This window comes from Methylomonas sp. Uni0009 (assembly GCF_054188105.3).
The window spans coordinates 979,371-997,696 of sequence record NZ_JBTAFN010000001.1 but is presented as its reverse complement, the minus strand read 5'-3'; the positions used below and the strand labels follow the sequence as shown (position 1 = coordinate 997,696).

The following is an 18,326-nucleotide window of genomic DNA, read 5'->3' as shown; positions in this document are numbered from 1 at the left end:
TCCTGATGGAACAGTGTCTACAGCCGGTCCCAAAACATCGTCTGAGTCCGGTCCGGTTTATCGGTGTAAAATCCGCCGCCATATTGCCTTTAGTAAAACATCCCGCCAAGGAGAACGCACAATGAACGATCTGGTGTTTTATACCAATCCGCAGTCGCGTGGGCGCATCGCTCACTGGATGCTGGAAGAAATCGGCGAGCCTTACGAAACGGTCTGGCTGGCGTTCGGCGCCGCGATGAAAAATGCCGACTATCTGGCTGTCAATCCAATGGGCAAGGTGCCGGCGCTGAAACACGGTACTGCGTTCGTCACCGAAACCGCGGCCATTTGCGCGTATTTGGCGGATCGTTTTCCGGAGAAAAATCTGCTGCCGGCCGCAAACCATCCCGCGCGCGCGGACTATTTCCGTTGGCTGTTTTTCGCGGCCGGTCCGCTGGAACAGGCCGTTACCGCCAAGACGCTGGGTTGGCAAGTGCCCGAGGGCAAAAGCGGCTTTGTCGGTTTCGGTAGTTACGAAGCGACCTTAGCCGCCGTCGAAACAGCCCTGCAGCCCGGACCTTACATTTGCGGCGAGCAATTTACCGCCGCGGACGTGTATGTCGGCTCGCAGCTGGGTTGGGGGATGATGTTTGGCAGCATCGACAAGCGTCCGTTGTTCGAAGATTATGTGGCGCGGATCTACGCGCGCCCGGCAGCCCTGCAAGCCATTCGTCTCAACGAAGAATATTTGCAACAGCGCCAGGCCTGATCGATTGGATAATAGACAGCATCCATCCATGACAGCCTTGCGCACCGAGGCCCCCATTGGCGTATTCGATTCCGGCGTCGGCGGCCTGTCCGTGCTGCGAGCCATCCGTGCGGAACTGCCCATGGAAGACTTGCTGTATGTGGCCGATTCCGGCTACGCGCCCTACGGCGACCGGGATGCGGAGTTTATTGCGGATAGGGCGAAAACCATCACCGAGCGGCTGCTGGATGCCGGCGTGAAGGCCATCGTGGTTGCCTGCAACACCGCCACCGTGGTCGCAATCGAAAAACTGCGCGCCTGGTGTCCTGTGCCGGTGGTGGCGATGGAGCCGGCCATCAAGCCGGCGGCGCAAACCACCCAATCCGGAGTGGTCGGCGTACTGGCCACCAGCCGCACGCTGGCCAGCCCCAGCGTCGCCAGGCTGTGCGCGGCCTACGGTAAAGACATTGAAATATTGTTGCAGCCTTGTCCCGGTCTGGTCGAACAAGTTGAAAAAGTCCAATTGCACAGCGATACGACGCGCGAGCTTTTGGTTGGTTACCTGTCGCCGTTGCTGCTGGCTGGTGCCGATACCATCGTATTAGGCTGCACGCATTACCCGTTTCTGGCGCCGCTGATTCGGGACATTGTGGGGCCGGATCTGACGATAATCGACCCGGCCACCGCCGTGGCAAAAGAGCTGGTGCGGCGTTTGCAAGGCCATCTTAGGCCTGTTTCCCGAGAGCGGGCGGCAGAGGTCCGCTTTTTTTCCAGCACCGCGGTCGAAGAAGCAAGTCCGATCATATCCGCGCTCTGGGGTAGCCCTGTGCTTGTTCAGGCGCTTGCTCGGAGCGCTAAGGGCAAGCAGATCGGTTCGGCAGCTTTGGGCTAGTCTCCGCCGGATTTTTAATAAACCGTTCGAGCCGGTTTTCTTCCATTTGCAGGCCACCATGAACGATAAACACACTCCAATAGCCGTGTCTGCGGCAGATGTCGAGCCACGCACCACATCGCTGTATCCGGAACCGTTTGCCTCGCGCATGGCGGGAAGGGAGAAACGCCGCCTAGGCGAGGTATTCAATCTGGCAAATTTTGGCGTCAATCTAAGCACGCTAGCACCCGGCGCCAGATCGGCGTTGCGGCATAGCCATTCGCGGCAAGACGAGTTTATTTACATATTGCAAGGCCATCCGACATTGGTGACGGATGCAGGCGAAACCGAGCTGGCGCCGGGTATGTGCGCGGGATTTAAAGCCGGCACCGGTAATGCGCACCAGTTGCTGAATCGCTCGAACGCAGACGTGCAGTACCTGGAAGTTGGCGACAGGACGGCCGGAGACGCAGTCATTTATCCGGACGACGATTTACAAGCGATGTCAGTCGACGGGGGCTGGCGTTTTGCCCACAAAGGCGGCGAGCCATACTAAAAAACGGAGTCTGCATGCCACACGTATTAATCATCCATGAGGTCGCCGACTATCCGGCCTGGAAGCGGATTTTCGATCAGGCCGCCGAGATCAGAAAACGCGCCGGAGAAATCAGCTACCAACTGCTGCGCTACGACGACGATGCCAATAATATCGTGCATTTTTCTGCCTGGACCTCGCTGGACAACGCCCGGCGATTTTTCGACTCCCCCGAGTTGGTGGAAATCAGAAAACAGGCCGGCGTAAAAGCCCCGGAATTTATCTATTTGCAAGAGATAGAGCAGGGCGTGCTTTAATCGCGGCCTTGCTCAATGCTACTGGTATAAGCGTTGCTGCCTCTGTTAGCAACGAACTGTAATCGGTAGCGCTGACGAAGATGTGCTAGCGCAATGAAACCCCAGATTAGTATTGTCATTCCGGTAGTCAACGAGGCGGCGCGGCTTGCCGATACATTGCAAGCCTTGCAGGTGCTGAGATCGCGCTGCGAATTATTGGTGGTCGATGGCGGCAGTCGTGATGCCAGCCCGCTTATTGCGAAGCCTTTGGTCGATCAGATTTTGCCCAGTCTGCCTGGCCGGGCCAGGCAGATGAACCTGGGTGCGCAACAAGCCCAAGCCGACGTGTTGCTGTTTTTGCATGCCGATACCCGGCTGCCGGATCAGGCTATCGCTTTAATTTTGTCGGCGGTCGAGCAAGGCTGGTCGTGGGGGCGTTTTGATGTGCAATTCGACAGCCCACAAGCCATTTTTAAATTGATCGCCGGCATGATGAACGCGCGCTCCCGCTTGACCGGTATTGCTACCGGCGATCAGGCCATCTTCATCACCCGTCAGGCATTTCAGGCTGTGGGCGGTTTTCCGGAGATTGCCTTGATGGAAGATATTGCCATCAGCGCGGCGCTGAAAAAGCTCGGTAAACCTTGCTGTTTAAAGACTAAGGTCGTCACTGCCGCGCGGCGTTGGCAACAACACGGTATCCTCAGAACGATCTTATTGATGTGGTGCTTGCGGCTGCGGTATTTTTTCGGAGCCCATCCGGATGAACTGGCAGCGCAGTATTATCGGAGACGGTGATGGAAGCAATGGTGCGCTTGGGCGTGTTTTTGGGGATATTTTTGCTAATGGCGGCTTGGGAGTGGCTGCGGCCCAAGCGGCGATTGGCCGCAAAGCGCCGCCGCCGTTGGCCGGTCAATTTGGGTTTGGCGATTCTGAATGTCGGCGTGATGCGGCTCAGCATCGGTGCCGCGGCCTGGCTGGCGGCGAACTGGGCTGCCGAGCAACAAATCGGCGTATTCAATACGTTGTCGGTGCCGAATTGGCTGTCAATAACACTGAGTTTGCTGCTGCTGGATCTGGCCATTTACGCTCAACATATCGCCGCCCATCGCTGGCGCTGGTTCTGGCGGCTGCATCAGGTGCACCATAGCGATATGGATTTCGATACGACGACTGCCGTGCGCTTTCATCCTTTGGAGATCATGCTGTCGATGCTTTATAAGGTCGCGCTGGTGGTGTTACTCGGCGCCGATCCGCTCGCGGTGATCGCTTTTGAAGTGATATTGAACGGTTGCGCGTTATTCAATCACGGTAATGTCGGCTTGCCGCCTGCGCTGGAGCGTGGCTTGCGCTATTTGATAGTGACACCCGACATGCACCGCATTCATCACTCGGCATTTCAACCGGAAACCGACAGCAACTACGGCTTCTCGCTGTCATGCTGGGATAGATTGTTCAAAACCTATTGTCCACAAGCGCGCGAAGCACAGACTGCCATGATGATAGGTTTGTCCGAGTTTCAAGATAGTAACCAAATGGGATTTGTCGGCCTGTTGATGCTGCCGTTTCGCCGTCTACGCAGTCGATAAGCCGAGGTAAACCGGCTTGCGGTTTGGCTTATTGGGTTGTTTCCTTTTAGCGATTAATCAATGTGTTTTTAGTGTCATTGTTAATTAATGTAGGCGGGCATATAGTCTAAATGCCTTAATTACTTCGGGAAGCGACCATGAAACGCTTACATAAAGACATTTTGACCGGGCTGGTGTTTGTGACCGGCGTTATCGAGTTTATTTCGGGCGATTTTATTGTTTCCTCGGCCTTGTTCGCGGCGACCACTTTTGCCAGTACTATGGGTTCGAGCCGCAAAAAACCGTAGGACTGGATTGTTCTGCGGTGTAGCCGAACCGGCAGATGTTTTGATAAATGCGTTCAGCGTTAGGTTTCCTGGGTAAGATCGGATTATCCGAACCACTTGCATAAGCAATGTTTTACAATATTGCGATGCAATTAAACTTTGACCGGCTACGGTAAATGGCTGACGCGAAAACTTATCTGAATGTACCCTATGCCGAAAAGGATGCGGCGAAAGCGCTTGGCGCCAGGTGGGATGCGGCTGTCAAGAAATGGTATGTCCCCGCCAATAAAGACGTGGCGCTGTTTGCCAAATGGCAGATGGAGTCCGAGATTGGACAATTGCCCGGCGGCGAGGCGAAAAGTTCAAAAGCCGACAGTGTCGTCGGCGGTACAACCCGGTCAAGCGATAAAAACTTTGTAGCCTATGACGGAGACGAGCCGCCATGGGATTGAACCAAGCGGTGCGCGGTTTGAGCTTATGCGCCCGTTAAAATACCTGGCCGGCTATGCGCCTGCCATCACCGCGCAAGTGCATGCGCTGATCGACAGCGACAAACTGCCCGAGCTACTGCTGAAAAAATATCCCCGGCCGCATGATATAAAGACCGACAAGGCGCTTTATGTCTACACGATGGATCTTAAAAATCAATTTCTGCGGCAATCCAACCCTCTCAGCAAAGTCGTTTACGACGACAAAATCGATGTATTGCATCAGGCCTTGGGCTTGCATTCGGTGGTATCGCGGGTGCAGGGCGGCAATTTAAAGTCAAAAAATGAAATTCGCATTGGCGCGATCTTTAAGCTGGCGCCGCCGGAGTTCTTGCAGATGATCGTCGTTCATGAGCTCGCGCATCTACGTGAAAAGCAGCATAACAAGGCGTTTTACAAATTATGCGAATACATGGCGCCGGACTATCACCAATGGGAGTTCGACATGCGGCTTTATCTGACCTGTCTGGATTTGGGTCGGGCGATTTATTGAGTCGATCCAAGTGCCGCGGGCGAAGGATTCACGGCCGTGCTTCGCGAATGAATGGTTGTGTGCAGCCATCAAGCAGCGATATTTCTTAATTTTGCCTGGCTATAGTGGCACTATTGCGTCAGAATTTACTTACTTTTATACAGACATTTTTATGGGAGAAACAGCATGCGCGTAGCAGAGTTAATGACCACCAAGGTATTTACCGTCGAACCTCACGATCTGATCGATCGCGTGTTCTTTTTGATCCATTACGAGAAAATCCGCCACTTGCCTGTGGTTGAAAAAGGCAAATTGGTCGGTATCGTTTCCGACCGGGATTTATATAAAGCCCTGGGCCCCAAAAGTAATTCCAATGCGGTGGAAGCTAGTAAAGACAGCACCCAATTGCATGTGGTCACGCAAAAAGTCGTGCATATCATGCATCGCGGCGTTTATACCGTTACCCCGGAAACGCCAGCGTCCGAAGCGGCGGCGATGATGGCGGAACACCGCGTCGGCGCGCTGCCGGTGGTGGAAAAAGACAAACTGGTAGGCATATTGTCCGCTACCGATATTTTAAGAGTGTTTGCCAAGTTGGAACGCGCGCACGAAAAGCTGGAACAACAGATCAAGGAAGGCGCGGCGCACGGCTAAGGTCGGATGGGTTTACGGCGTAAACCGTCTGAAAGCAAATGGGGCGATGCTTATTGTTTCGCCCCGGGCCAAAGCCTCAACCGGTAATCGCGGCTCTTTTATCCACTAAGTAAATCCAGTCGTCTTGTTCTTTGACTTTCAGCGCGGTCAGTTTTTTGCCCAGGCAAATTTCGCTTAAAGACTCGCCGCTGATCGGGTCATAGCAAATACTGTGCATGGAACACTGCAAATAGCGTCCCGATTCGTCGAAAATGTTGCTGTTCTCACAATCCAATGCCCTAGGCATGTGGACGCATTGGTTTAGATAAGCGTATACCTCGCCTTGGAAACGCACCAGAACCGCAGAGCGGGGCGAGCCTCGATAGAGCAGTTCAAACGGAAATTTGCCGAGCTCGGGAACTTGTTGAGCAGGGCAGATGGCAAATGGGTGTTTCACCGACATGGTTGTTTATCCTCCCCCACGATTGCCAGCAAACCTTGGGCCACAATGCTGTATTTTTTCGATGGATTTTCGGCAATTGAGCAAGCGGACGGCGTTACTCGGCAAATCAAACTGACAGCGGATAACTAGCAGTCTTTACCTTCAGTGTTCGCTTGGCTGTCCAGCTCCTGCTGTTCATTGCGAATCAGCCAGTCCAGCACCAAGGCATAGCTGGTGGCCAGCAGGGTCGGGCCGATAAATACGCCGATAAAGCCAAATGCTAACAGCCCGCCGAAGATGCCGAACACGATCAACACGAACGGCAATTCCACTTCCCGGCTGATCAAAATCGGCCGTAGCCAGTTGTCGATGGTGCCGACGAATAACAAAAACCACAATGCGATAAAAACCGCCCAGCCGGTTTCGCCTTCTGCCAGCAGCCACAAGGCAATCGGCAGCCAGATCACCGTGCCGGCCGCTGGAATGATCATCAAAAAGAAGGCGATGACGCCTAACACAAAGGCGTAAGGCACGCCGGCAATCACAAAGCCCAGGATGGAAGCCAGTGCTTGTACCAGCGCGGTGCCGAGGATGCCGTATACCACTGCGCGCAGACTGGAGCGGACGATATGCAGGATGCGTTGGGTGCGCTCGCCGGCCAGGCGTTCGACGCCAATCACGACATGCTGAGCAACATGCTCGCCGTCGCGATAGAAAAAAAACAGCACCAAAATAGCCAGGCCCATATGCATCAGTTCGCCGGCCAAGCCAATGCCTTGTTGCAGCAACCAGCTACTGGCGCCCAGCGCATATTGCCGGGCCAGATTGACGAGGCGGCTGGAGTCTTCGCCGACACTTTGCCAGGCGGCAACAGCGTTGTCGCCGACTACCGGCAACGATTGCAACCAAGCCGGAGGTTCCGGCCACACATGCCGGCTTTGATTCAGCCATTGCAGCAAGTGGTTTATGTCTTCCGTAAATGTCAGCGTGGCGGCGACGAACGGCGTCAGCAGTAATATGCCTATCGGCAGGACCATGGCGGTGGCGGCCCAGTTGGCGGTCAGCTTCCAATCGCGCAAACGCAAATACAGGGGCCAGGTGACAAAACACAGAATCGCCGCCCACAACAAATCGAAAATAAATGGTTTTAATACCTGATAGCAGGCAAATAGCAGCAGGCACAAGGCCGCCAGACTGGCGATTTTTTCGTAACGGGAAATCTGGATAGGCATGATCGAGTGGGCGGCAGCTAACTGAATTGGAATCAATGTCCGGAGTTTACGGCATTATCGGTTAAGCCGGTATGACAGCCGTTGAATTAAACAATGCTTGCTTGTCCGGCGGCGCTTTACATAGAATGCGGTAGCCTTTATCTGGAGCCGCACTGTGAGCCAAGCCCGAGAGTTTATTCCGATTAATATCGCCGTATTGACTGTCTCCGATACTCGTACCGAACTGGACGACGTATCCGGGCAAACTTTGGTCACCGGTTTGACCGCTGCCGGCCATAATTTGATCGACAAAAAAATCGTTCCCGACGATATTTACCAAATCCGCGCCGCCGTCAGTCTTTGGATCGCCGATCCGGCAGTCAATGCGGTTATTACGACAGGCGGCACCGGTGTGACGGGCCGCGACGGCACACCGGAAGCGATTCAGCCATTGTTGGATAAGGTGTTGGATGGCTTCGGCGAAGTGTTTCGGATGATTTCCTACCAGGACATCAAAAGTTCGACGATGCAATCGCGGGCTATCGCCGGCGTGGCCAACGCAACTTATATATTTTGTGTGCCGGGTTCGTCCGGTGCCTGCCGTACCGCTTGGGATTCCTTAATCAAGGAACAATTGGATTACCGCACCCGGCCGTGTAATTTGGTGCAACTGATGCCGCGCCTGCTGGAGAAATAATGCGTCCGCCTTTTTTGTTTCTGGCCGCGGTTGGCGGTTTTATTGGTGTGGCGATGGGCGCATTCGGCGCGCACGGCTTGAAGCATTTATTATCCGAGCATCTGCTGGATGTTTACAAAACCGCGGTAAGCTACCAGATGTGGCATGTATTGGTCTTGGTCTTGATTGCGGTGTTACCGGAACATAAATTATTGCGCTGGGCCGGCTGGTGTTTGGTGGCGGGCGTCGTGCTGTTTTCCGGCAGTCTATACTTACTGGCGATATTGAATATCGGTTGGCTGGGTATGATCACGCCGTTTGGCGGCCTGGCCTTTTTAGCGGCATGGGCCTTATTGGCTTGTGTGGCTTGGCAGAAAAACCAGGAGTTGTAGATGGACACGAAACCGCCCGTTCGACCTTCCATGCCGCCACCGGCATCCACTCGGCCCGGTGCGACTCGCCGTGACGATACCCATGAAGTAAAAGTGCCGCCGGTTCCGGAAGATGCCATGCTCAAAGTCCTGCACGCGGTAATTCATTTCGCGGTCAGAATATTGGCGGTGCTGATGGTGCTGGTGATTTTGTGGGGCGTGGCTGACGTGGGCTATGTGATGTACCAGCGAGTGGTCGCGGCACCCTTTTTGATGCTGACGGTCTCAGACATACTGGTGATTTTTGGTTCGTTCATGGCGGTCTTGATCGCGATCGAGATATTTATCAACATCACGCTGTACATCAAACACGACACACTACCGATCAAAATGGTCATAGCCACTGCCTTGATGGCCGTGGCCCGAAAAGTCATCATGCTGGATTTCAAGGATTTGGATCCGGCTTATATTACGGCTATCGCTGCGGTCATCGTGGCGTTGGGCCTTACTTACTGGCTGATTTCTTATAAACCGCCACAACCTGTCAAACAAGACGAGCGATAAATGATGCGCGATGCAAGCCCGCAAACGGTTTTCCTGAAAGACTACACTCCACCCGAATATCTGATCGAACAGATTGAACTGAATTTCGATTTGGACGAGCAACACACGCAGGTCCGCTCGACCTTGAGCCTGCGCCGCAATCCGCAAAGCCAGGACAGCAGTGCCGCATTGACCTTGCTCGGCGAGGAATTGCAGTTGGTCAGTATCGCGATAGACGGCCAATTGCTGGAGCAAAGCCAGTATGTGCTGGGCGAGGAAGCCTTGGTCGTGCATGAAGTGCCGCAGGATAGGCCGTTTCAAATCGTCATCGAAAATGTCATCAATCCGCAAGCCAATACCGCGCTGGAAGGGTTGTACTTGTCCAGCAGCATGCTTTGCACGCAGTGCGAGGCGCAGGGTTTTCGGAAAATCACCTGGTTTTTGGACCGGCCGGATGTGATGAGCCGCTTTAAAACCACCTTGATTGGGGACAAGAGCAAATATCCGGTCTTACTGTCCAACGGCAACAAAGTCGGCCAAGGCGAGCTGGAAAACAACCGGCATTGGGTCAGTTGGGAAGATCCATTTGCCAAGCCCTGCTATTTGTTTGCATTGGTGGCAGGGCAACTGGAATGCGTGGCGGACGAGTTCATCACAATGAGCGGTCGGCGTATCGCACTCGAGATTTTTGTCGAGCAGCACAATGTCGACAAATGCGACCACGCCATGCAGTCTTTAAAAAACGCCATGCGCTGGGACGAGGAAATCTACGGTCTGGAATACGACCTAGATTTGTACATGATCGTCGCGGTCGACCATTTCAATATGGGGGCGATGGAAAACAAGGGTCTGAATGTATTCAACACCAAGTTCGTGTTGGCGCGCCCGGACACCGCTACCGACAGCGATTACGAGCATATCGAAGGCGTGATCGGTCATGAATATTTCCATAACTGGTCCGGCAATCGCGTCACCTGTCGCGACTGGTTTCAATTGAGTTTGAAAGAAGGTTTTACGGTATTCCGCGACCAGCAATTCAGTGGCGATCGCACCTCGCCAGCCGTGAAACGCATAGAAGACGTCAACGCCTTGCGCACCCGGCAGTTCGCCGAAGATGCCGGCCCGTTGGCGCATCCGATTCGTCCGGAAGCTTATATCGAAATCAATAATTTCTACACGCTGACCGTATACGAAAAAGGCGCGGAAGTAGTGCGGATGCTGCACACCTTGCTGGGCGCGGCCGGTTTCAGAAAAGGCTGTGATTTATATTTTCAACGCCATGACGGCCAGGCGGTGACTTGCGAGGATTTCGTCAAGGCTTTGGAAGACGCCAACGGCGTGGAGTTGAAGCAGTTCAGACTTTGGTATTCACAAGCCGGCACGCCGGTATTGACGGTGAATCAGCAATACGACGCCAAAGCGCAACAACTGCATTTGACCATTCAGCAAAGCTGCCCGCCCACCCCGAATCAGCCGGTGAAAGCGCCGCTGCATGTTCCGGTAAAACTGGGTTTACTCGCCGCCGACGGTTCGGTTGCACAGATTCATTACAAGGGTTCCAGTCAGACGGAAATTACCTTGAATGTTACTGGTGCGGAGCAGGCTTTTAGTTTTGATAAGCTGCCGCAACAGCCGGTAGTGTCGTTGCTAAGAGGTTTTTCCGCGCCGGTTACCCTGAAGATGGAGCGTAGCCTGGAAGAATTGGCATTTTTGCTTAGACACGACAGCGATACCTTTAACCGCTGGGAAGCCGGTCAGCAATTGGCCGTGCAAGTGATTTTCAAGCTGATCGACGCGATAGAGTTGGGTCGGCCTTTGCATCTGGAGCCGGTTATCGTCGATGCCTATCGCAGCGTGCTCACCGATAGCGGCGGCGATTTGTCTTATCAAGCGCTGTTGCTGGCGCTGCCGGAAGAAAGTTATTTGTCCGGGCAGATGGCTATCATCGATGTCGAAGCCATCCATCAAGCGCGCGAGTTTGTGAAGAAGACTCTTGCGGAAGCTTTGCAGAGTGAGTTTAAAGAGCTGTATGTTCAGCATCACCGCGACGAATCCGGCAATTTCGATGCCGGTGCAGTGGGGCGGCGGCGTTTGAAAAATGCCTGCTTGAGCTATTTGAGCAAGCTGGAAAATCAGGACGTTTATCATATCGCCGAGCAGCAGTTTTATAGCGCCCGGAATATGACCGATCAGTTGGCGGCGTTGTCGGCTATCGTCAACAGTAACCATCCGGCCAAGGCCAGAAGTCTGGATAGTTTTTACGTGCAATGGCGGCAAGAAGCGCTGGTGATCGACAAATGGTTTACCTTGCAGGCGACCAGCAGCACGCCCAATACCTTTGCGACGGTGCAGGCCTTGATGGAACATCCGGCTTTCGATATGAAGACGCCCAACCGCGTGCGCTCATTGATTGGCGCTTTCAGCCAAGCCAATCCGCTGCATTTTCATGCCATAAACGGCGAGGGCTACCGCTTCCTGGCCGACCAAGTGTTGGCGCTGAATACCCTCAATCCGCAAATCGCCTCGCGGATGGTGACCGGGTTGGCGCAATGGCGGCGTTATGATGCAGCCCGGCAGGGCTTGATGAAACAGCAATTACAGCGTATTGTCGCTACCGAACATCTATCCAAGGATGTCTATGAGATCGCCAGCAAGAGTTTGGCGTAGTTGTCACAATCACGTAAACTAGCGCCGAAATAAGCCATCCGCATCAAGCATGAACCCACGCACCGCCCAGGTTGAGCGCAATACGCTCGAAACCCAGATCAAAGTTTCCATTAATCTCGACGGTAACGGCTCGGCTTCGTTTACCACCGGTTTGCCGTTTTTGGACCACATGCTGGATCAGATAGCCCGGCACGGCTTGATAGACATAGAGGTTGTCTCGCACGGCGACCTGCACATTGATGCCCATCACAGCGTGGAAGACATCGGCATTACGCTCGGTCAAGCCTTTGCCAAAGCGCTGGGCGATAAAAAAGGCATTTACCGTTACGGCCACGCTTATTGCCCGTTGGATGAATCGTTATCGCGGGTGGTGGTGGATTTCTCCGGCCGTCCGGGCTTGTTCTATCAAGTGGAATTCAAACGCGCGTTCATCGGTAATTTCGACGTGGATTTGTTTAAAGAGTTTTTTCAAGGTTTTGTGAATCATGCCGGCGTGACCTTGCATATCGATAATATCAAGGGCGGCAATGCGCATCATATTGCCGAAACCGTATTCAAGGCATTCGGCCGGGCCGTGCGGATGGCAATCAGCCATGACGAGCGGATGGCCGGTATCATGCCTTCCACTAAAGGCAGTCTATAATTCCCCCATTTTTCGCCTAGAAACCCCGACCTTGTATCTCTAGTTTTATGTCATCAGTAGCCGTTATCGATTACGGAATGGGAAATCTGCATTCCATTGCCAAAGCGCTTCAACATGCCGATAGCCGGGTAAACGTACAAATAACGGCTGATGCCGCAGTGATTCGCTCGGCGGATCGCGTGGTGTTTCCGGGGGTCGGCGCGATACGTGATTGTATGCAAGCCTTGAACGAGAGTGGTTTGGCGGATGTGATCCGTGAAGTAGCGCAAAGCAAGCCTTTTCTGGGCATCTGCCTGGGTATGCAGGCCTTGCTGACCGACAGCGAGGAAAACGACGGCATCGCCTGTCTGAACTTATTTCCTGGCCATGCGCGCCGTTTTGCTGACCACATGCTGGATGCCGATGGCAATGTGCTGAAAATTCCGCACATGGGCTGGAATCAGGTCAAACAACATCCGCATCCGCTTTGGCGCGACATTCCGGATCATAGTCGCTTTTATTTCGTACACAGCTATTATGCGGCGCCGGACGATTCGCGCCACAGCGCCGCAACGGCCGATTATCCGCAAGCCTTTACCTGCGCACTGGCAAAAGAGAATATGTTTGCCGTGCAATTTCATCCCGAAAAAAGCCAGACTGTAGGATTGCAGCTATTGCAAAACTTCCTGGCTTGGGATGGGACCGCGTAACTCCCCAACCCTTAGATGTTGGCTTTACTAACCTTTAGATTTAGTGTTTTAACTGTCGAGATTTAAATATGTTGCTGATACCCGCAATTGACTTGAAGGAAGGAAAATGTGTCCGTTTGCGCCAGGGTCGTATGGAAGACGATACCGTATTCTCGGACGATCCGGTGGCTGTGGCCGGGCGCTGGGTTGAAGCAGGGGCGAAGAGATTGCATCTGGTCGATCTGGACGGCGCCTTCGCTGGTAAACCGAAAAATGCCCAGGTTATTAACGCCATCGTCCAGGCTTATCCCGATGTGCCGGTGCAAATCGGCGGCGGTATCCGAGATGAAGACACCATCCAGGCGTATCTGGAAGCCGGTGTGCAATATGTGATTATCGGCACCAAGGCCGTCAGCGAACCGCATTTCGTGCGCGACGTGTCGATTGAGTTTCCCGGCCATATCATCATCGGTCTGGATGCCAGAGACGGCAAAGTAGCAATCGACGGCTGGTCGAAACTGTCCCGCCACGATGTCATCGATCTAGCACAAAAATTTGAGTCCAACGGCGTTGCCGCCATTATCTACACTGATATTTCCCGCGACGGCATGATGCAGGGCGTCAATGTCGAAGCCACTGCAAAATTGGCGCGCTCGGTGCACATTCCGGTCATCGCCTCCGGCGGTATCACTAATTTGGACGACATTCGTGCGCTGGGCGAGGTGGCCCACGAAGGCATCATGGGTGCCATCACCGGTCGGGCTATTTACGAAGGGACGCTGGATTTTGCCGAAGGCGAAAAGCTCGCCGAGTCTTTCGGTGGAGCAGATGTCTGAGCTAATGCTGCTAAATCGTAAACCATGAGCCTAGCCAAACGTATTATTCCCTGCCTGGATGTCGATAACGGCCGCGTCGTTAAAGGCGTAAAGTTCGTCGATATTCGTGATGCCGGCGATCCGGTCGAGATTGCCCGCCGCTACGATAGGGAAGGCGCGGACGAAATCACCTTCCTGGACATCACCGCCACTCACGACAACCGCGACACCATCGTCCATGTGGTCGAACAAGTGGCCAGCGAAGTATTTATCCCGCTGACCGTGGGCGGCGGCATCCGGGTGTTGGAAGACATCCGCCGCATGCTCAACGCCGGCGCGGACAAAGTGGGCATCAACAGCGCTGCGGTATTCAGGCCCGAGTTTGTTAAGGAAGCGGCTGAAAAGTTTGGTTCGCAATGTATCGTGGTGGCTATCGACGCCAAAAAAGTCAGCCAGGAAGGCGAGGAAAACCGCTGGGAGATATTTACCCACGGCGGCCGCAAACCGACCGGCATTAATGCCGTCGAATGGGCCGTCAGAATGAAAGACTACGGTGCCGGCGAAATTCTGCTAACCAGCATGGACCGCGACGGTACCAAATCCGGCTTTGACTTGGCTTTGACCCGTGCGATCAGCGAAGCGGTCAGCATCCCGGTCATCGCTTCCGGCGGTGTCGGCAATCTGGACCATCTAGCCGACGGCATTACCCAAGGTAAAGCCGACGCAGTGTTGGCCGCCAGCATTTTCCACTTTGCCGAATATACGATAGAGCAGGCCAAGAAACATATGCAATCCAGAGGCATAGAGGTGCGTTTATGAGCTTGGCTTGGTTGGAGGAAATCCAGTGGACCGAAGACGGCCTGTTGCCGGTCATCGCCCAGCTGCATGACAGCGGCCGCGTGGTGATGTTTGCCTGGATGAATCGCGAGTCACTGGCCTTGACGGTTGCCGAAGGTTATGCGGTATATTGGTCCCGCTCGCGCAACCGTTTGTGGCGCAAGGGCGAGGAGTCCGGGCATAGGCAAAAAGTCATCGACATGCAATTGGATTGCGATGCTGATGTAATATTGCTTAAAATTGAACAGGAAGGCGGCATCGCCTGCCACACCGGTCGGGAAAGCTGTTTTTACCGCAGCCTGAAAGATGGTGCATGGCAAGCCACCGAGCCGGTACTCAAAGACCCCAAAGCCATCTACAAATAGACAATCACACGCCGGCATAGCTCAGCAGGTAGAGCAGCGCACTCGTAACGCGAAGGTCGTAGGTTCGATTCCTATTGCCGGCACCATTTAAATCAACACTCTATCCTTTTTAGACATTTGCAAAAGTTGCTTCGTTATACTCGCGCGCGGGATGTCGGGGAGTTTGATAGCGCGTGCAAAGATGCGGATGGTCTATAGACTTATACCGTTTTGGCCGGCCAGTTTTGGTTAGTTCCGACCCTATAGGCCGCAACCGCTAATTTTAAGCGCCGTCCGGACGCTTTAAATCCTGACTTTTTATCCGAAGGTATTCAAATCCTTTCCTTGCACTTTACAGAGACAACACATTTTGAGTTTAAATAGTTACCAGTCGGTTGATCGCGAACAATTAGCCAAAGACATCAGCCAAATTCACAAACAAGCGTTAGCCGATATTGGTCCTGCCGATTTCGAACATTTAAAAAAAGTCGAACGTTGGGGCAAGGTTTGCTCTCTCGTGGGTTACGCGACCGCCTGGATTTTTCCCAACCCGATTTCCGCGTTGTTGATCAGTCAGGGTAGTTTTTCCCGCTGGACCGGGGTAGGCCACCCCATCGTGCATAAAGCCTTCGATAAAATGCGGGATGTGGACAAAAACTACACCAGCAAGAAGTTTGCAAAGGGCTGGCGGCGGTTTTTGGATTGGCCGGATTGGATGACCCCGGCCGGTTGGCATCACGAACACGATTTATTGCATCATTACAACCTGGGTGAGGAGACCGATCCCAACAATGCCCAGCACAATATGGAATGGTTGCGGCAATCCAAACTGCCGATGTGGCAACGCTATGCCATCGTGGCGTTGTTTTCCGGTATCTGGAAAATCATTTATTACACCCCGCGCACGCATAAAGAATTGGTTTTAAATGCCGCCCGCCTGCAAGGTAAACCCAAGCCCGAGACCACACGTATCGGTGCCTGGAGCTTGTTTACCCCGCAAGGTAAGGCGCTATGGCTGCAAAGCGTATTGCCTTATAGCGCGTATCGTTTTGTATTAATACCGCTGCTATTCTTACCGCTGGGCGGGTTTGCCGCTGTCAGTGTATTGATCAATTCGATTCTGGCGGAAATTTTCACCAATATGCATAGCTTTCTGGTGATGATCCCCAATCATGCCGGCGATGACGTGATGATGTTCGATGAAAAATCGCATAGTAAAGGCGAGTTTTATCTGCGGCAGATTTTGGGTTCGGTCAATTATCCAACCGGGTCTAATTTCAATGACTTTTTCTACGGTTGGTTGAATTATCAAATTGAGCACCATTTATGGCCGGATTTGCCGCTAAGCCAATACCAAAAATTGCAGCCGCAAGTGAAAGCGCTGTGCGAGAAACATAATATTCCTTACTGCCAGGAATCGGTGTTTAAGCGCATGCTGAAAGCCGCGGATATTATGGTAGGCAAAACCTCAATGCTGAAGCCGGCGACTGTTTAATACGTCCAGCGCGAGTTGTTCAAATAACCCACTGAATCAAACTTTATGTTTTAGGCGAAGAGTCTATGCGATTCTGGGTGACTGGCGATGCGCGCTAATTTATGTCAATGCAGTTAATCTGCCCACAAACGAGTGTAATCAACGAAAATACTATGAGCGACATCAGAGATACCAAGCCCGAACCCATCGCAGCAAAACCAAACTGGAATTACGACTCGTACTTTCTAGCCCAGCTTGAACGGATAAATCAGCAGACCGCTATTAAGAAGTCGAAAAAGCGCGTTGTCGATGCCGCCCCGAAAGACGACAACGACACTGTGGACGAGCAGAATAAATAGTTAACCCGGGTAAACCGTGCAACGCGGTTTAGTCGTGTTACGCCGCCTTTTGGCGGAGGACTGCCAGCGGTTTTGTGGTAAACGCATTCAGGCAAGGTTCCACCTGATTTTTCTGGACCTGCCGTGTCGTTGAAAGCAGCGATAAACTTGGCGAGAGGGTGCGTTCGCTATTTGCCGGGATTGGTTTAGTTACTGGCGTACAGTGTAAGCACTGTGGCTGGTCAGGTTCGTAAAGCGTTGCATCTCTATCGTCAAGGCGACTAACGAAACGGCATAAAAATGTGCGCACGGACTACACATTTTTCCATATCGCAGTAATATCGTCACTTAAAGAGTCTGTCGGAGCGCAAAATGTACTGCCCAAACTGTGGAAAACAAAATCCGGACAATGCAAATTTCTGCCTTGAGTGTGGCGCAGCCATGCAAGCGAATAACGGCTATCGCGGGCCAGTGGCTAACGGACGGAATATGACGTTTACCGAAGCGGTGTCCGGCTGTTTTGCAAAGGCATTTGTTTTTACAGGTAGAGCCTCGAGAGCCGAATACTGGTGGTTCGCGCTTTTCACACTATTGGTGTCGATGATAGCGGGGATCATCGATCAATCGTCCTACGGCGAGCCGGCAACCGTCACGGCGATCACCAATTTGGTAATTCTATTTCCGTCGCTGGCTGTTAATATCCGCCGATTACACGATACCGGGCATAGCGGCTGGTGGTATCTGATTATTCTGACCATCATCGGCATCATTCCGTATTTCATTTGGATGGTGTCAAAAGGCGATGACCGTGCAAACGAGTATGGGGCGCCGCCTGTTTAATCCCCTTCATTTTAAATTTCGTCGATCAGTCAATTAGCCGGGATGATGATCAATATTGTTTTGTCCGCATCGCTAATATTGAACATTATTTTGGTCGCGCTGCTGGTCTTCAAGGCCCGAAAAGTTCGACGCAAACATCAAAATCAAAAGCAGCCCACCCTTAGAACGCCTGCCAATGTAAGGACAATTTCCTGTCCATCCTGTGCGCAACACATTAAATTTACGTTACCCATCGAGGGTAACAAAGCGCGATGCCGAAAGTGCCATGCACAATTCAAATTGGATATCGACGAACATCGCAATGTGTATATAACCGAAATAAAACTGCCTGAAGACGATCAACACATCAAATCGTTAGCGGATTGTTATTTAATTCTCGGTCTAACTGCCGATGCCATACCGATAGACATCAAAGCAGCATACAAAAAGAAAATTTCCGAATACCACCCGGACCGAGTCGGCGTGTTTGGCGAAAAAATCAAACAACTCGCCGAGGAAGAAACTCGGCAGATCAACGCCGCCTACGCCATGCTGCAAGAGCAGGGCAGGGTGTGACATCGCCAAGTTGGTTTTAGGATGA

Annotated in this window: 25 protein-coding genes, 1 tRNA gene and 1 pseudogene; 25 read left to right on the top strand and 2 right to left on the bottom strand. The window is 52.9% G+C overall.

The window, feature by feature from the left end; translation table 11 throughout:
* Positions 1-121: 121 nt before the first annotated feature.
* The 10 genes from ACWAU0_RS04710 (at position 122) to ACWAU0_RS04665 (ending at position 5,898) form a co-directional block, all read left to right on the top strand.
* A complete protein-coding gene (locus ACWAU0_RS04710) occupies positions 122-748 on the top strand; it encodes a glutathione S-transferase family protein (RefSeq protein ID WP_171696734.1) in 627 nt (208 codons plus the stop codon).
* Between the two features lie 28 nt (positions 749-776).
* Entirely contained in the window at positions 777-1,619 is an 843-nt protein-coding gene (murI, locus tag ACWAU0_RS04705) for a glutamate racemase (protein ID WP_171696733.1), read from the top strand.
* 58 nt (positions 1,620-1,677) lie between these two features.
* On the top strand, positions 1,678-2,154 hold the full coding sequence (locus ACWAU0_RS04700) for a cupin domain-containing protein (RefSeq protein ID WP_301539353.1): 477 nt from the start codon (positions 1,678-1,680) through the stop codon (positions 2,152-2,154).
* Positions 2,155-2,168: 14 nt separating this feature from the next.
* Positions 2,169-2,450: an antibiotic biosynthesis monooxygenase gene (locus ACWAU0_RS04695; RefSeq protein WP_171696731.1), complete on the top strand. Its 282-nt coding sequence runs from the start codon at positions 2,169-2,171 to the stop codon at positions 2,448-2,450.
* 93 nt (positions 2,451-2,543) lie between these two features.
* The gene (locus ACWAU0_RS04690; protein ID WP_171696730.1) at positions 2,544-3,227 is read left to right on the top strand and encodes a TIGR04283 family arsenosugar biosynthesis glycosyltransferase; all 684 of its coding nucleotides are present in this window, start codon (positions 2,544-2,546) and stop codon (positions 3,225-3,227) included.
* Positions 3,227-4,018, top strand: coding sequence for a sterol desaturase family protein (locus tag ACWAU0_RS04685; protein ID WP_171696729.1), 792 nt, complete (start codon positions 3,227-3,229; stop codon positions 4,016-4,018). The genes ACWAU0_RS04690 and ACWAU0_RS04685 overlap by 1 nt, the downstream gene beginning before the upstream one ends.
* A gap of 137 nt (positions 4,019-4,155) precedes the next feature.
* Positions 4,156-4,305, top strand: a complete 150-nt coding sequence (locus tag ACWAU0_RS04680) for a hypothetical protein (RefSeq protein WP_165385908.1) — start codon at positions 4,156-4,158, stop codon at positions 4,303-4,305.
* Positions 4,306-4,460: 155 nt separating this feature from the next.
* The gene (locus tag ACWAU0_RS04675; protein ID WP_033158575.1) at positions 4,461-4,736 is read left to right on the top strand and encodes a DUF5710 domain-containing protein; all 276 of its coding nucleotides are present in this window, start codon (positions 4,461-4,463) and stop codon (positions 4,734-4,736) included.
* Positions 4,737-4,761: 25 nt separating this feature from the next.
* A complete protein-coding gene (locus ACWAU0_RS04670; RefSeq protein ID WP_033158576.1) occupies positions 4,762-5,265 on the top strand; it encodes a YgjP-like metallopeptidase domain-containing protein in 504 nt (167 codons plus the stop codon).
* A gap of 165 nt (positions 5,266-5,430) precedes the next feature.
* Positions 5,431-5,898, top strand: coding sequence for a CBS domain-containing protein (locus ACWAU0_RS04665; RefSeq protein ID WP_033158577.1), 468 nt, complete (start codon positions 5,431-5,433; stop codon positions 5,896-5,898).
* Between the two features lie 76 nt (positions 5,899-5,974).
* On the opposite strand, the gene ACWAU0_RS04660 is transcribed toward ACWAU0_RS04665, so the two are convergent.
* Together ACWAU0_RS04660 and ACWAU0_RS04655 are read right to left on the bottom strand one after the other, a co-directional pair.
* The gene (locus tag ACWAU0_RS04660; RefSeq protein WP_033158578.1) at positions 5,975-6,340 is read right to left on the bottom strand and encodes a Rieske (2Fe-2S) protein; all 366 of its coding nucleotides are present in this window, start codon (positions 6,338-6,340) and stop codon (positions 5,975-5,977) included.
* Between the two features lie 125 nt (positions 6,341-6,465).
* Positions 6,466-7,551, bottom strand: a complete 1,086-nt coding sequence (locus ACWAU0_RS04655; RefSeq protein ID WP_033158579.1) for an AI-2E family transporter — start codon at positions 7,549-7,551, stop codon at positions 6,466-6,468.
* A 154-nt stretch (positions 7,552-7,705) separates the two neighbouring features.
* On the opposite strand from ACWAU0_RS04655, the gene moaB reads away from it, so the two are divergent.
* From moaB to ACWAU0_RS04580, 15 genes and pseudogenes are all read left to right on the top strand, one after another.
* Positions 7,706-8,227 carry a molybdenum cofactor biosynthesis protein B gene (gene moaB, locus ACWAU0_RS04650; protein ID WP_458138439.1) on the top strand — a complete coding sequence of 174 codons (522 nt, stop codon included), beginning with the start codon at positions 7,706-7,708 and terminating at the stop codon, positions 8,225-8,227.
* Positions 8,227-8,598 (top strand): DUF423 domain-containing protein, encoded by a 372-nt coding sequence (locus ACWAU0_RS04645; protein ID WP_458138438.1) that lies wholly within the window; start codon positions 8,227-8,229, stop codon positions 8,596-8,598. Before moaB ends, ACWAU0_RS04645 begins: the two co-directional genes overlap by 1 nt.
* Complete coding sequence (locus ACWAU0_RS04640; protein ID WP_458138437.1) at positions 8,599-9,141, top strand: phosphate-starvation-inducible PsiE family protein; 543 nt, start codon at positions 8,599-8,601, stop codon at positions 9,139-9,141.
* A 3-nt stretch (positions 9,142-9,144) separates the two neighbouring features.
* Positions 9,145-11,787, top strand: a complete 2,643-nt coding sequence (gene pepN / locus ACWAU0_RS04635) for an aminopeptidase N (RefSeq protein WP_458139197.1) — start codon at positions 9,145-9,147, stop codon at positions 11,785-11,787.
* A gap of 49 nt (positions 11,788-11,836) precedes the next feature.
* The gene (gene hisB, locus ACWAU0_RS04630) at positions 11,837-12,430 is read left to right on the top strand and encodes an imidazoleglycerol-phosphate dehydratase HisB (protein ID WP_033158582.1); all 594 of its coding nucleotides are present in this window, start codon (positions 11,837-11,839) and stop codon (positions 12,428-12,430) included.
* A gap of 47 nt (positions 12,431-12,477) precedes the next feature.
* Positions 12,478-13,119, top strand: coding sequence for an imidazole glycerol phosphate synthase subunit HisH (gene hisH / locus ACWAU0_RS04625; RefSeq protein WP_205452888.1), 642 nt, complete (start codon positions 12,478-12,480; stop codon positions 13,117-13,119).
* A gap of 68 nt (positions 13,120-13,187) precedes the next feature.
* On the top strand, positions 13,188-13,934 hold the full coding sequence (gene hisA, locus ACWAU0_RS04620; RefSeq protein ID WP_026147134.1) for a 1-(5-phosphoribosyl)-5-[(5-phosphoribosylamino)methylideneamino]imidazole-4-carboxamide isomerase: 747 nt from the start codon (positions 13,188-13,190) through the stop codon (positions 13,932-13,934).
* Between the two features lie 24 nt (positions 13,935-13,958).
* On the top strand, positions 13,959-14,732 hold the full coding sequence (hisF, locus tag ACWAU0_RS04615; protein ID WP_205452890.1) for an imidazole glycerol phosphate synthase subunit HisF: 774 nt from the start codon (positions 13,959-13,961) through the stop codon (positions 14,730-14,732).
* Complete coding sequence (hisI, locus tag ACWAU0_RS04610) at positions 14,729-15,115, top strand: phosphoribosyl-AMP cyclohydrolase (protein WP_033158585.1); 387 nt, start codon at positions 14,729-14,731, stop codon at positions 15,113-15,115. Before hisF ends, hisI begins: the two co-directional genes overlap by 4 nt.
* Positions 15,116-15,125: 10 nt before the next feature.
* A tRNA-Thr gene (locus ACWAU0_RS04605) sits at positions 15,126-15,201 on the top strand.
* Between the two features lie 263 nt (positions 15,202-15,464).
* Positions 15,465-16,589: a fatty acid desaturase family protein gene (locus ACWAU0_RS04600; protein WP_033158586.1), complete on the top strand. Its 1,125-nt coding sequence runs from the start codon at positions 15,465-15,467 to the stop codon at positions 16,587-16,589.
* Positions 16,590-16,741: 152 nt separating this feature from the next.
* Positions 16,742-16,927, top strand: coding sequence for a hypothetical protein (locus ACWAU0_RS04595; protein ID WP_129871328.1), 186 nt, complete (start codon positions 16,742-16,744; stop codon positions 16,925-16,927).
* Between the two features lie 351 nt (positions 16,928-17,278).
* A pseudogene (locus ACWAU0_RS04590) lies at positions 17,279-17,341 on the top strand (zinc-ribbon domain-containing protein); the annotation flags it as partial.
* A 6-nt stretch (positions 17,342-17,347) separates the two neighbouring features.
* Positions 17,348-17,746, top strand: a complete 399-nt coding sequence (locus tag ACWAU0_RS04585) for a DUF805 domain-containing protein (protein ID WP_051670351.1) — start codon at positions 17,348-17,350, stop codon at positions 17,744-17,746.
* A 279-nt stretch (positions 17,747-18,025) separates the two neighbouring features.
* Positions 18,026-18,301: a J domain-containing protein gene (locus ACWAU0_RS04580; RefSeq protein ID WP_165385909.1), complete on the top strand. Its 276-nt coding sequence runs from the start codon at positions 18,026-18,028 to the stop codon at positions 18,299-18,301.
* Positions 18,302-18,326: the final 25 nt, after the last annotated feature.

Bases quoted from the DNA above. Each gene is read 5' to 3' on its own strand.
- ACWAU0_RS04710 (WP_171696734.1), top strand. From the start codon at position 122: ATGAACGATCTGGTGTTTTATACCAATCCGCAGTCGCGTGGGCGCATC.
- murI (WP_171696733.1), top strand. From the start codon at position 777: ATGACAGCCTTGCGCACCGAGGCCCCCATTGGCGTATTCGATTCCGGC.
- ACWAU0_RS04700 (WP_301539353.1), top strand. From the start codon at position 1,678: ATGAACGATAAACACACTCCAATAGCCGTGTCTGCGGCAGATGTCGAG.
- ACWAU0_RS04695 (WP_171696731.1), top strand. From the start codon at position 2,169: ATGCCACACGTATTAATCATCCATGAGGTCGCCGACTATCCGGCCTGG.
- ACWAU0_RS04690 (WP_171696730.1), top strand. From the start codon at position 2,544: ATGAAACCCCAGATTAGTATTGTCATTCCGGTAGTCAACGAGGCGGCG.
- ACWAU0_RS04685 (WP_171696729.1), top strand. From the start codon at position 3,227: ATGGAAGCAATGGTGCGCTTGGGCGTGTTTTTGGGGATATTTTTGCTA.
- ACWAU0_RS04680 (WP_165385908.1), top strand. From the start codon at position 4,156: ATGAAACGCTTACATAAAGACATTTTGACCGGGCTGGTGTTTGTGACC.
- ACWAU0_RS04675 (WP_033158575.1), top strand. From the start codon at position 4,461: ATGGCTGACGCGAAAACTTATCTGAATGTACCCTATGCCGAAAAGGAT.
- ACWAU0_RS04670 (WP_033158576.1), top strand. From the start codon at position 4,762: ATGCGCCCGTTAAAATACCTGGCCGGCTATGCGCCTGCCATCACCGCG.
- ACWAU0_RS04665 (WP_033158577.1), top strand. From the start codon at position 5,431: ATGCGCGTAGCAGAGTTAATGACCACCAAGGTATTTACCGTCGAACCT.
- ACWAU0_RS04660 (WP_033158578.1), bottom strand. From the start codon at position 6,340: ATGTCGGTGAAACACCCATTTGCCATCTGCCCTGCTCAACAAGTTCCC.
- ACWAU0_RS04655 (WP_033158579.1), bottom strand. From the start codon at position 7,551: ATGCCTATCCAGATTTCCCGTTACGAAAAAATCGCCAGTCTGGCGGCC.
- ACWAU0_RS04645 (WP_458138438.1), top strand. From the start codon at position 8,227: ATGCGTCCGCCTTTTTTGTTTCTGGCCGCGGTTGGCGGTTTTATTGGT.
- ACWAU0_RS04640 (WP_458138437.1), top strand. From the start codon at position 8,599: ATGGACACGAAACCGCCCGTTCGACCTTCCATGCCGCCACCGGCATCC.
- pepN (WP_458139197.1), top strand. From the start codon at position 9,145: ATGCGCGATGCAAGCCCGCAAACGGTTTTCCTGAAAGACTACACTCCA.
- hisB (WP_033158582.1), top strand. From the start codon at position 11,837: ATGAACCCACGCACCGCCCAGGTTGAGCGCAATACGCTCGAAACCCAG.
- hisH (WP_205452888.1), top strand. From the start codon at position 12,478: ATGTCATCAGTAGCCGTTATCGATTACGGAATGGGAAATCTGCATTCC.
- hisA (WP_026147134.1), top strand. From the start codon at position 13,188: ATGTTGCTGATACCCGCAATTGACTTGAAGGAAGGAAAATGTGTCCGT.
- hisF (WP_205452890.1), top strand. From the start codon at position 13,959: ATGAGCCTAGCCAAACGTATTATTCCCTGCCTGGATGTCGATAACGGC.
- hisI (WP_033158585.1), top strand. From the start codon at position 14,729: ATGAGCTTGGCTTGGTTGGAGGAAATCCAGTGGACCGAAGACGGCCTG.
- ACWAU0_RS04595 (WP_129871328.1), top strand. From the start codon at position 16,742: ATGAGCGACATCAGAGATACCAAGCCCGAACCCATCGCAGCAAAACCA.
- ACWAU0_RS04585 (WP_051670351.1), top strand. From the start codon at position 17,348: ATGCAAGCGAATAACGGCTATCGCGGGCCAGTGGCTAACGGACGGAAT.